Below are 12431 nucleotides of genomic sequence, written 5' to 3'. Positions count from 1 at the left end.
TCTATTAGACATATCCAGAAAAGAATCTCACTCGGCAGGCAGGATGCCTACCCCACAAAAATTTTTGGAGATATCTATTGAACTACTGGCGCAGTGACAATTCCTTGCGCTTCCAAAAATGCCGCTACTCGTAAAACTAACGCTTCGTTGTAAGGTGCGGCAATAATTTGCACTCCCAAAGGCAGATTCCCTTCACGCTGAATGGGAACAGAAATAATAGGTAAACCGATAAATGATAAAGGTTGGGTAAATCTACCCAAATTGGGACGAACTAACATTTCTTCCCCGGCAATTACCATTTTTTCTTGTCCGATGGGAGGTGCAATACAGGGTGTTGTGGGGGCGAGAATTATATCGACATTTTCAAAGATTTCCCGAACGCGATCGCGATACCACTGCCTAAACCGCTGTGCTTGAATATACCAGCTTGCCGGCATTAACGCACCTGCCAAAAAGCGATCGCGTGTTGCCGGATCGAAATCGTGCGGGCGCGATCGCAAATCTTTTAAGTGTAAATTAGCACCTTCACTAGCCGTGATTACAAACGCTGCTGCCCTTGCCCTCTCTGCTTCCGGTATCGTCACCGTATCTTTCACACCCAAAGCACTGGCAACTTTTGCTACCGCATCTAACGCTTCTAGTTCCGCCCCTCCACTAAAATAATCATCTGCCACAGCAATTCGCAAATTCTCAATCCCCAGATTTAGCTGCGGCAAACAGCGTTCTGGCGGACGAGTTGTACAAACCGGATCTGCCGGATCTGCGCCTTGAAGCACGTCAAAAACTGCGGCAAGATCGCGCACCGACCGAGCAAACGGCCCAATATGGTCGAAACTGCCCGCAAATAATACCGCTCCCGCTCTTGACAAACGACCGTAAGTAGGCTTCAAACCGAAGATGCCGCAAAAAGCTGCGGGTACGCGAATGGAACCGTTGGTATCGGAACCGAGACTAATGGCCACTAAACCGGCAGCAACCGCAGCGGCAGAACCGCCAGAGGAACCGCCAGCGACTCGGTTGAAATCGTGGGGGTTATGGGTAGCACCGTAATGGCTGTTTTCGGTCACAAAGCCGTAAGCGTACTCATCCATATTAGTAGCGCCCACCAGTACGGCACCGGCTTGTCTGAGTCTGGCGACGGCGGTAGCATCGCGGGTAGCAGGAGGTTTTGCGGTGTTAATTTTCGATCCTGCTAAGGTAGTTATACCGGCGATATCCAATAAATCTTTAACTGCGATCGGCACACCTGCCAATACACCTGGGTCTTTGCCTTGGGCAATTTGGCGATCGATTGTTTCTGCATCTGCCAAGGCGCTATCTGCCATCACAGTAGTAAAACAATTCAACCTCTGATTGCGATCGGCAATTCGACTTAATGCAGCTGCAACGATCGACTTGGCGGAAACTTCCTGCCCCCGCACTACAGAGGCAATTTGAATGGCATCCGGATAGGCTTGCATCATGGTGTAAATATTGTAGCGGCTTCGATTTCTTCGGGCAGGGGAAATTCGTTGACCAGTTGGGCAACTTGGGCAATTCGAGTCATGTTGGCGATTATACCCGGTCGGTGTTCCGGATCGATGGGCAAATCGATTAACTCTGCCATGCGATCGACATATTCAGCTATTTGGCGATCGGGTATAAGGGATGGAGAATCGGGCATAGGGTTTGAGGAATTTCAAGATGATAAATAAGCGATGATTTTACTGGCTAAAAAGTGAATGATTATGGCGGCGACGATGCCGTTGATGGGTTTAATGCCGGGAGAAAAGAGAGCGATCGCACTTGCTACCCCGTAAGCAGAAATCCCCGCCCAATTAAATGCCGATCGCGCTTTTTCTGGGTCGGGAAACTTGCCTTGATGAACTAGCCAGTAATCGGACACAATCACGCCGCCGATGGGTGGAATAAAAGTTCCCAGTAAAATCAGATAAGGAATCAGCATTTTGTATATGCCTCCCAAAGATAGCAGCAATGCTAATATTGCACTGCCCACAAAAAAAGCCATTCGCTTATTTCTGTGGAATACCTCAGCACTTATTGCTGAGAAAGCAGCGATCGCGTTATCTTGTGTTGTCCACATATTGACAAACAACAGCAGCAAACCTGCAAATAACAATTCCTGATTGCCGATCATCTGTACAATATCGACATTGTTGTAAAACAGCGCATTAAAAGCACAGCACAGCATTAAAAACCCATTCGCAAAGAAGAATGCCACTATCACGATGATGACATCTTGAATTCGGATTTTAGGGAAATAAGGATTTTGATAAATTTGAGTAGCACCTGCAATAAACAGACCGATAACAAAGGTTAATATCTGACCGTATGCTAATTGTCTTGCTGGTGCGAGCGCTTGTAAACTTTCCATCCCGCCGACTTTAGTCATGACGATCGCCACACTCCAGAACATGGCAAAAAGTGCTGTAGAGAGGGCAATACGGCTGAGCCAATCCATGACTCGATAGCCGATATAAGCCGTAATGCAAAACAAATAAGTACAAACTAAAATAGTTAACCAATTTAAGAAAATGGGTATACCCAGTAATTTATTTAGCAACTGAGCAATTATAGCTGAACCCCACACATACCAGCCAATTTGCGTGAAACTCAGCATAAACTCAACCCACTGAGAACCGACCTTGCCGAAACTAAACCTTGCCATCAGCGCCGTGCTGAGTCCGCTTTTGGCAGCAATGTAAGCGAGTGCGGCAGCATAGATACCCAAGATCGAGTTACCGATCGCGATCGACCCTAGCAGATCCGTCCAAACGCTGTATTCTGGGCCAACAAAGATTCCTGCGAATAAGGTGCCTGAGTATAAGGTAAAACCCATCAGCAAGAGTGCCAGCGACCACATAGGCTTACGCACATCCCACCCAAAGGCTTTGAGGGGGTGGTCTTCATTGGCTGGCGATGGCGCAAGCAAGTTTTGTTCTGATTTTTTACTCACCATCTGACTTGTTAGGTTAGATGCACTTAAATGCACTTAGATGGCGCGTCGCGCCAGATCAAGGGTATTTTGACATACTTTCTCACCAAATCAAAGATGATGGTACTTAACTTTGAACTGCGATCGCACAAGATAGCATGACTTCCCAATCAACCCGAAGCATATGGGTGTGGGTTTGGCGCGATCGCTTTGGCACCCTTATCACTATTTAGTTGACGGAAATAATCTTCTCAATTAATTTCGATCGCACCCGTTCTCTGCCGCTTAATTGGGTAACAATTAATCTGAAGAAAGCTACCAACTATAGTTAGCTGGTAGGCCAGTAATCAAGCAAATAACACCGCGATTTTAGGTGATCGCGAATCAAAAAAACTTACAATATTATCACGTTATCGCAAACAAACAACGAGATTTTCAACAACTTTCGATATCTGCCCAAAGATCCATCTGAAGAATTAATTAAAATATAAGCCGTAGGGTTAATGCCAAACATAATTCATCCACCTTAAGGTAAAAAAAGTTTTGTTAAAGGTGGATATATTATTCCAATCAGAGAAATTCATGTCAAATATAACACGATCTCAGATTCAGCGCTACGGGGTAGCAGTGCTGGCTGTTGGGGTTTCGCTGCTGCTGATGCTGCTGCTAGACTCCTGGGTAACCATGAAAAAGACACCTTTTCTGCTGTTTTATGGGGCTGTCATGATAAGCGCCTGGTACGGTGGTATGAGGCCGGGATTGCTAGCCACCTTTTTGTCAGCTGTACTTAGCACTTTTTTCTTCTTACATCCCATCTCTCCCTTGACTCTGGATGTGAACAACAGCGCCAGACTGCTATTGTTTGCAGCGCAAGGGATACTGTTTAGCGTGTTGTGTAATGCGCTACAAACGGCTAATTGGCGACTCTCCGTAAACTTGATGAAGCTACAAGCAAGCGAGGAACGGTATCGTCGTCTGGTAGATACTGCCAACGAAGGCATTTGCACAATAAATCGGGAAGGACGAATAGACTACGTTAATCAGCGTATGGCAGAAATGCTGGGCTACAGGGTAGAGGAAATACTCGATCGCTCTGTGTTGGAGTTTATGGAAAAAGAATCGCGGCTGGAAGCACAGGAGAAGGAGTGGCTATCTAAACAAGATCGCACACAACAACAGGATATTTGTTTTTGGCGCAAAGATGGTACGCAACTATGGGCGATTGTCTCCACCAATGTTATTGTGAGCGAAAACGGCGAGTGTTTGGGTAGACTGCTGACGATCGCAGACGTGACCGATCGCAAACAAGCAGAAGCCGAAATCAAACAACTCACCGAAAATTTGGAACAAAGAGTAAAGGAGCGTACCGCACAACTGGAAGCAACTAACAGCGAACTGGAATCTTTCTCCTATTCTGTCTCTCACGATTTGCGTGCGCCGCTGCGCCATATTAGCGGTTTTGTAGAGTTGCTGCTGAAACGAGTTAACTCCACAGGAACTATAGATGAAACCAGCCAGCGCTATCTCAAAACTATAGCAGAAACATCAAAAAAAGCGGGAATCCTCGTAGATGACTTGTTGGCATTTTCCCGCATGGGGCGCACGCAAATGCGCTACACCTTAATTGATATGAATCAATTGGTTAAAGAAGTTAAACGCGATATAAAAATGGAAACCAACGGACGCACTGTCGTTTGGCAAATTGAGGAATTACCCGCAGTACAAGGCGACCTTTCCATGTTACGCCTAGTTTTACAGAATCTGATTGGCAATGCAGTTAAATACACCCAGACACGCCAGCAAGCCGAGATAGCCATTGGCAGCATCAGCAAAGAAAATGAAGTTGTGTTCTTTGTCCGCGATAATGGTGTAGGATTCGATATGCGTTACGTACAGAAACTTTTCGGTGTGTTTCAACGCTTGCACAGTGAGGAAGAGTTCCAGGGAACTGGCATCGGATTGGCTAATGTCCGTCGAATTATCCATCGTCATCGAGGACAAACTTGGGCGGAAGCTACACCAAATGAAGGTGCTACCTTCTATTTTTCCTTGCCAAATCTAACGGCACAGGAGGCTGAATGGAATTAAAGCGAATTCTCCTAGTTGAAGACAGCCCGCAAGATGTAGAGCTAACCTTGGCAGCGCTAGCTGAAAATCATTTAGCGAACGAAGTAATCGTGGTGCGCGACGGTGAGGAAGCGCTAGATTATCTTTATCGACGGGGAATTTTTAAGCTGCGTTTGGAAGGCAATCCTGTCGTGGTGTTGCTGGATTTGAAATTGCCCAAAGTGGACGGGTTGGAAGTGTTAACACAGTTGAAGTCGGATGCGACTTTGAAAAAAATACCGATAGTGATGCTAACTTCTTCCCGCGAGGAAAAAGATTTGCTCAGAAGCTACGATTTGGGAGTAAATGCTTATGTAGTCAAGCCGGTAAATTTTGCCGAATTTGTTAACGTTATTAAAGAAGTAGGGCTTTTCTGGGCTGTGGTAAATCAGCCGCCACCCGGTTCCATGCCTCCCGTATCCAATGTTCAGCAATTAAGAGCTTGAAGATAGGTTGGTGTCTCGTGAAAGTACTGCGTATTCTCCTGCTAGAAGATAGTCTGCTAGATGCAGAACTAATTGATGCCAATCTGAAAGATGCTGGTATTGATTGCGATTTGGTGCGCGTAGAAACGCGGGCTGACTTTGTGGCGGCGCTGGAAAAAAACTGTTTCGATCTGATTTTGGCAGACTATGCCCTGCCAGCGTTTGATGGGATTTCGGCTTTGGAAATTGCTCGCACTACTTGTCCGCAAGTGCCGTTCATCTTTGTATCTGCTACTCTGGGTGAGGAACTGGCGATCGAAACTCTCAAAAACGGCGCTACAGACTATGTGCTGAAACAACGGTTAGGAAGGCTTGGCCCATCGGTACGTCGCGCTCTCAACGAAGCTAGAGAACGCGCTAACCGCTTAAAGGCAGAATCTGCACTGCGAAATGCTCTGCAAAAACTCACTTTTCACGTGGAAAATTCACCGCTGGCAGTCGTAGAGTGGGATCGCGATTTTCGCATATCTTGGTGGTCGAAAGAAGCGGAAAGAGTATTCGGTTGGTCAGCGGTGGAAGTAATAGGGAAAAAATTTTATGAGTGGGAATTCATTTATAATGAAGATATTGAAGATGTTAATAGTGTCATCAATAATTTAATCAATGGCATCTCAGAAAGCAATACTTCACACAACCGCAATTATACAAAAAATGGAGATGTTATCTATTGCGAATGGTACAACTCGGCGCTCTTAGATGAATCGGGAAATTTAGTTTCTGTGTTGTCTCTTGTTTTGGATGTGACCGAGCGCAAGCGGGCAGAAGAAGAACGCTACCGTCGCGAACAAGAGTTTAAAGCTTTGGCGGAAAATTCGCCCGACATTATTGCACGCATCGATCGAAGTTTTCGTCACGTTTATGTAAACCGGGCAATCGAAAAAGCAACGGGAATGCCGCCAGAAGTATTCATCGGTAAAACTCACGCCGAACTGGGATTTCCCAAAGAAATTTATACTGACTGGCAAACGTGCATCAAAGAAGTATTTGAAACGGGGACTGATAAGACTTGGGAATTTAATTTCCCGACACCGAATGGAACACGTTACTATCAAGCTCGCCTGGTGCCTGAGTTGGCTATGGATGGTTCGATCGAATCTGCACTTGGCATTACCACTGATGTGACTGAGTACAAGCTAACAGAGCAATCACTGCGTCAAAGCGAAGCGCGATTCCGAAGTGTGTTTGAATCAAAGATGATCGCGATGGGTTTTTGGGATAAAAACGGTTACGTCACTGATGCGAACGATGCTTTTTTGGAGTTAATAGGATATACGCGGTCAGATTTTCTTGATAAAAAATTGCATTGGAAAGATATCACGCCACCAGAATATATTGCTAGGGAAGCGCAAAAAAGTAAAGATATTTCACAGTTTGGTTCTTGCGGTACTTACGAGAAGGAATACATTCGCAAAGATGGCAGTTATGTCCCGGTTTTGCTTGGTGGTGCCTGTTTTGAGGATACTTTGTCAGGTGGGGTTTTCTTTGCGATCGATTTGACAGAGCGCAAGAAATTGGAAAATCGCTTACGGCAACAAGCGGAGGAATTAGCGCAAGCAAATCGGATTAAGGATGAGTTTTTGGCGGTGTTGTCTCACGAGTTGCGCTCGCCTCTCAATCCGATTATGGGTTGGGCAAAGCTGCTGCGAAGTCGCAAGTTTGATGAGGAAACCACTGCTAAAGCAATTGAAACGATCGAACGCAATGCTAAGATACAAACTCAACTGATTGAAGATTTGCTAGATGTTTCCCGCATCATGCAGGGAAAAATCAACTTAAATATATGTTCTGTTAATTTAAAATCGACTATCGAAGCGGCGATCGAAACCGTAAGCCTTGCGGCTCAAGCCAAGTCAATTCAAATCGAGCGTGCGATCGATCCCAACGTCGGCTTAGTTTCGGGCGATCCCAGCCGTTTGCAGCAAGTTGTCTGGAATTTGCTCTCGAATGCAATTAAATTTACACCAGAAGGAGGTCGCGTCGAAATTCGACTGGAGGAATTGCAAATAGAAAATCAGAATACTGCTTTGACCGCAAATGAGAAATTAGATCGATCTAAAATCTTAAATCTGAAATCGGAAATTTCCTATGTCCAAATCAAGGTAAGCGACACGGGGAAAGGTATCAGCGCTGACTTTCTGCCTTATGTTTTTGATTATTTCCGTCAAGCGGATTCTTCTACTACCAGAAAGCACGGCGGACTGGGACTTGGTTTGGCAATTGTGCGCCGCCTACTGGAGTTGCACGGTGGAAGTGTCTGTGCAGAAAGTCCGGGAGAAGGACTGGGAACAACGTTTACCGTCAAGCTACCCTTGCTCAAACAGCTCGTTCCACTCACTCCCCAGTCGCCAGCCAAAACTCCCCAGTCGCCAGCCTCCAGTCCCCTCAATGGTTTGCGGGTACTTGTAGTTGATGATGATGCTGACTCTCGCGAATTTCTGACTTTTGTACTGGAAGAATATGGTGCCCAAGCGACGACTGTAGGGTCGGCGGCGGAAGGGTTGGAAGCTGTTTGTCAGTGGAAGCCGGATGTACTGGTGAGCGATATTGGGATGCCGGGGGAAGATGGTTATAGTTTAATCCGCAAGGTGAGGGCGTTGGATGCAAAGGAAGGGGGAGAGACACCTGCTGTTGCTCTGACGGCGTATGCTAGGGATGAAGACTGCAAACTAGCTCTGAAGTTAGGGTTCCAGATGCACGTAACCAAGCCTGTTGAGCCAGCCGAGTTAGTTAAAGTGGTGGCAAAGTTAGGTGGTCGCGCTGAAAATTTGTGAGTTTGGCGATCGCTTTAATCTAAAAAATATAAATATGGGGAGTATTTACAATTGAAACTGGGAGTATTGTGGCAATATTTGGGTTGTTCGGCAGTTTACTATCCCAAGCTGGCTAAAGTTACTGGCGGCGTTACGGCTGCTATTTTATTTTGGCATATTTTCGAGCGGCAATCTCAATTGGAAAATCCCGATGATTGGGTAAAAATTAATGTTGATGAGGTTGAAGAAAAAACAGGTTTAAATAGTACCGAACAGAGACTGGCAAGGAAAAAATTGTTGGAGCGATCGCTCCTCAAAGAACGACTGGTTAGCGATGCCAACACTGTAGAATATTGGGCAGATATTGATGCTCTTGAAGCGCGATGGGAGGAATTTTGTCAACCAGATTCTCGCGTTGATTCAGATAATCAAGACAAGGTTGAAGCGATATCTCCAAACAACGGTAACTCAACCAAAACAACGGCTGTAGAAGGTTCGTATATTCTTGGTATACATATTAAAAATGATAAATTTTTCCCCACACAACGTCAGCCGATCGCAGTCAAAGTTACAGATGATTATCGGTTTAATGGCCCTTGGGAATCTCCAGAACAATTTGAAGAATTTCAAAGAGCTTTATTGACATATTTCAACAAGCATGGAGTGACTAACCCTAGCGCATGGGTGTTTAGAATTGTTGATGGATTAACGAAAGGTTTGATATCTCCATTTTGGGATGAATTTGTGTCTGGATTACCGCTAGGCTCGACTCAAAATCCTCTTTTTGTCAAAAACGAAGATTACAATCAATATAGGGTTCCTTGGCAATCCGCCGAGCAATTCCAGTTGTTTCAGCGAGCATTGTTAGAATATGCTAAAACGGAGGGATTTGAAAACCCTTCGGGATGGGTTTATAAAATTGTTGATAATATCAGAAAAGGGGAAGTTTCTCCATTTTGGGATGAATTTATTAGAGGAATTCCACTGGGAGAAAGTCAAAAAATCAAACGCGATTGGGAAATTGAAGCGGGTGTACCTTATCCGGCGTTTGAGGAAGAACGCATTCAATATTACGTTCAAAAAGGAGAACCGCTAGAACAAGCAGTAGCGAAAGCGCGTGCCGAATTGAGAGATCCGGTGTTGGGAAAAGATTTGTGGGAGGGTTTTTTGAGAAAGTGCGATCGCATTGCGGATGAAGCAATTAAAGCGAAAAATTTAGGAGTGACAACGCCATATCTGCCACCATCTTTCTCAGAGAAACCGCAAATTACCAAAGCAAGTGTCATGCAGAAGCTGAATGCGATCGCACCTCAATTCTCCATCTCATCATCTAGCTACAATTCTCTGACAAACTTGAGTTTAGAACAGCAAAAAGTTGAGGATGAAGAATCGGATACCGTTGCCGATATTCCCAGTCTTACTTCTTTACGATCGGCTTACAAAACTGCAATGGGTCGAACTCTCGTAGAAAGGCAAATTGCGGAACATCCAGAATGGGGATACGGTATTATTGATGGAGAAGTTGTCGATCTATTTCCTTTCTAGTGTGCTAAAATGAAACGAATTGGTGACATTGATGCCTTTAATTTAGGACGCCCTATTCCTTCAGACAAAGAAAGAGAAAACTCGCGTAAAGATAGACTTGTACAACAAAGAGAAAATGGATATCAACAGCTAGCAGAACTTTGTCGCTTAGGCGAATATGATGCCGCCAAACTACTTGCAAACCAAAATCCTCGCTGGGGTTATGAAATAGTTGGCGGGTCAGTCATAGAAAGAGAAGATTGAATAATCTCATATCAGCTAACATCACTTCCCTAAAAAACTTGCCATCTTATCTGCGTTTATCTGCGTTTATCTGCCTACATCTGCGGTTAAATTTTAACCAATGACCCCAACAAAAAATCCATCACATTATTAATGTATTACCGATGCAACTGGATATATGAATTGCAATTGAGTGAGATCCGATTATTCGCACCCCCACAAATTATTCTTTTTTTTACCGCAGATGAATGCAGATAAACGCAGATGAACGCAGATGTAGGGTGTACCAAATCCGACTGCAATTTCCTATAATTCATGAATTATCCCTACAGCCAAAAGCCTTTATTGCAAAAATTCTAGTAATTCCCAAAAAGTCATATCGTTGTTTTGTATCCAAAATTGAGCGAGATTGCTTTGGCGGAGGTAAATCAGACAATCATGAGGCAGAAACCTAGCGTCAAGTTCGCTGAGAAAATTATCCCAATTTTGCTCATACCAGGGAACGGCTTGCAGCTTTGAAGCTCTAATTATTTCGGCTTCGTTAATTTCCGCAAGAGTATTTCCCCCTAACGGCGGGAGGTTTAAAAGCTTAGCTAACTTTCTCGCTTCAAATAAATTCATTGTATGTGGATTTAAACAATTTCAAACTCTATGCGATCGCTTGACAAAAAATTGTGAGTGAAATGATCGACCACATTTGTATCGCTAAGTTCTAAATTGTAGAAATCGACAAAATCTCCGTCAAAATATGGGCCAGCGTGCCAAGTACCCACCTCTAACTTGATAAAGCAATCCCCTGGAATGCGGAAAGCGGCAATTTCCTCTAAATTCGGTCGATCGATCTCGCGATTGGGAGGCGCAACTGCAATCAACCAATCTTTACCTTCCAGAGAACCGAGACATTGAGTGCATTGCTGGTGGCGCGTGATTTTGTGGAACTTGCGCCCTCTGCGGTGCAGCCTCATAATGTAAAATCGAGGAATGCCATTGTGGAGGTTTAACTGTGCATCCTCTGCATCGAAAGCTTTGCCGTCATTACTTGCAGAAATAACTTGACCGTAAGGACGAAAGCTTTCTGGGGTAATGGATATAGCCTGTAATTGTTTTAATAAGATTGATTGAGTCATATACTTGAATAAGCTAATAACTTTTTTTAGTGTATCTTAAAATACGATCTGCTACAATACAAACATTTATTTATATTAATGATGAGCGATCGCACTCAATCCGCACAAAAACCTCTATGTCTGGAATCTATCGTCGGCGTCAATTCCTCATTTACGGTTCAGCCGCTTTTGGCACCAGTCTGCTGCTGAAAGCTTGCGCTAACAGTTCGACTTCCTCATCTAATAGTGCAGGCGAGACGCCTGCACCACAAGAGTCTGCGCCACAAGCGAAGCAGAATTTTAAAGTGGCAATTGCCTTACCGGGAATTATCACCGATAAAGCTTGGAATCAAGCAGGTTATGAAGGGGTGAAGGCAATTGAAAAAAAATTGGGAGTGGAAACAGCATATGTTGAAAATGTCGCGCAAGCAGACCAAGTAGAAGTTTTGTCAGACTTTGCGCGACGGGGTTACAATTTAATATTCGCTCACGGCGGACAATTTGATGACGCAATTCGGCAGGTGTCGCCGCAATTTTTTCCCGATACTTACTTTGTCGGCGTCAATGGTACGATTAAGGAAAAAAATAGAGCATCTTTGCGGATCGATCACCTGCAAACAAGTTATATTTGCGGCATCATTGGCGCTACTATGACAAAATCAAATAAATTGGCATATTTGGCGGCGCAATCTTTTCAAGCCACTGATGAAGAATTGCGGGGATTTCAGTTAGGCGCTCAATCTGTTAAACCGGATATTAAGATAACGAGCAGTTATACTGGTGATTGGAACGATGCGGCTAAGGCGAAGGAAGCAACCTTGGCGTTGATTTCTACGGGAGTAGATGTGATTTATCAATGGTTGGATAATGCTTCTCCCGCCGTGCTGCAAACGGCTGCGGAGAAGGGAGTTTATACCTTTGGGAATACAACAGATCAATTTGATATAGCACCAAAGTCGGTGTTAACAAGTGCGGTGAAGCGGATCGATTTGGGGATTGCTTATTTGGCGGATTTGGCGATTAAGGGTAATCTCAAAGGCGAGATTTATCAGATTGGTTTGGAAAACCCGAATATTCTTTATCTCGGTAAGTTTGGAGCGATGGTGCCAAAGGATGTGCAGCAAAAGGCAATGCAGGCAAAAGATGCGATTTTAACTAAAAAAATTAGATTTGAAACTTGTCAGGAGAAGGGGAAATTCACTCGCTGTTTGAAGAAAGCTTAACAACATTAGGAAGGCAAATTCGGAAAACCTCAAGTTCCGTCTTTTCAAGGCAACGCCAA

At 44.5% G+C, this 12431-nt stretch carries 11 protein-coding genes; 6 read left to right on the top strand and 5 right to left on the bottom strand.

Annotated elements, in window-relative coordinates; all coding sequences use genetic code 11:
- Positions 1–74: 74 nt before the first annotated feature.
- The 3 genes from ACE1CD_RS35145 to codB are packed head-to-tail and all read right to left on the bottom strand — an operon-like array spanning position 75 to position 2959.
- The gene (locus ACE1CD_RS35145; protein ID WP_374794285.1) at positions 75–1460 is read right to left on the bottom strand and encodes an AtzE family amidohydrolase; all 1386 of its coding nucleotides are present in this window, start codon (positions 1458–1460) and stop codon (positions 75–77) included.
- Entirely contained in the window at positions 1460–1663 is a 204-nt protein-coding gene (locus ACE1CD_RS35140; protein ID WP_374827733.1) for a DUF4089 domain-containing protein, read from the bottom strand. Before ACE1CD_RS35140 ends, ACE1CD_RS35145 begins: the two co-directional genes overlap by 1 nt.
- A 15-nt stretch (positions 1664–1678) precedes the next feature.
- Complete coding sequence (gene codB / locus ACE1CD_RS35135; RefSeq protein WP_374827732.1) at positions 1679–2959, bottom strand: cytosine permease; 1281 nt, start codon at positions 2957–2959, stop codon at positions 1679–1681.
- Between the two features lie 558 nt (positions 2960–3517).
- Between codB and ACE1CD_RS35130 the strand changes: the two genes are divergently transcribed.
- Genes ACE1CD_RS35130 through ACE1CD_RS35110 form a run of 5 tightly spaced genes read left to right on the top strand, consistent with a single transcriptional unit; the run spans position 3518 to position 10064 of the window.
- Positions 3518–5023 (top strand): PAS domain S-box protein, encoded by a 1506-nt coding sequence (locus ACE1CD_RS35130; RefSeq protein WP_374827731.1) that lies wholly within the window; start codon positions 3518–3520, stop codon positions 5021–5023.
- Positions 5014–5487: a response regulator gene (locus tag ACE1CD_RS35125; protein WP_374827730.1), complete on the top strand. Its 474-nt coding sequence runs from the start codon at positions 5014–5016 to the stop codon at positions 5485–5487. The genes ACE1CD_RS35130 and ACE1CD_RS35125 overlap by 10 nt, the downstream gene beginning before the upstream one ends.
- A gap of 17 nt (positions 5488–5504) precedes the next feature.
- Entirely contained in the window at positions 5505–8297 is a 2793-nt protein-coding gene (locus ACE1CD_RS35120; RefSeq protein ID WP_374827729.1) for a PAS domain S-box protein, read from the top strand.
- A 51-nt stretch (positions 8298–8348) separates the two neighbouring features.
- Positions 8349–9821, top strand: coding sequence for a hypothetical protein (locus tag ACE1CD_RS35115; RefSeq protein ID WP_374827728.1), 1473 nt, complete (start codon positions 8349–8351; stop codon positions 9819–9821).
- 9 nt (positions 9822–9830) lie between these two features.
- Positions 9831–10064, top strand: a complete 234-nt coding sequence (locus ACE1CD_RS35110) for a hypothetical protein (protein WP_374794265.1) — start codon at positions 9831–9833, stop codon at positions 10062–10064.
- Between the two features lie 321 nt (positions 10065–10385).
- Here ACE1CD_RS35110 and ACE1CD_RS35105 read toward each other — a convergent pair whose 3' ends face one another.
- On the bottom strand, positions 10386–10664 hold the full coding sequence (locus ACE1CD_RS35105; RefSeq protein ID WP_374794264.1) for a hypothetical protein: 279 nt from the start codon (positions 10662–10664) through the stop codon (positions 10386–10388).
- 11 nt (positions 10665–10675) lie between these two features.
- On the bottom strand, positions 10676–11170 hold the full coding sequence (locus tag ACE1CD_RS35100) for an ureidoglycolate lyase (protein WP_374827727.1): 495 nt from the start codon (positions 11168–11170) through the stop codon (positions 10676–10678).
- Positions 11171–11286: 116 nt separating this feature from the next.
- Between ACE1CD_RS35100 and ACE1CD_RS35095 the strand changes: the two genes are divergently transcribed.
- Positions 11287–12372: a BMP family protein gene (locus tag ACE1CD_RS35095; RefSeq protein WP_374827726.1), complete on the top strand. Its 1086-nt coding sequence runs from the start codon at positions 11287–11289 to the stop codon at positions 12370–12372.
- Positions 12373–12431: the final 59 nt, after the last annotated feature.

This window comes from Aerosakkonema sp. BLCC-F183 (assembly GCF_041929145.1).
GTDB lineage: Bacteria > Cyanobacteriota > Cyanobacteriia > Cyanobacteriales > Aerosakkonemataceae > Aerosakkonema.
This window is presented reverse-complemented; position numbering and strand designations above follow the sequence as displayed.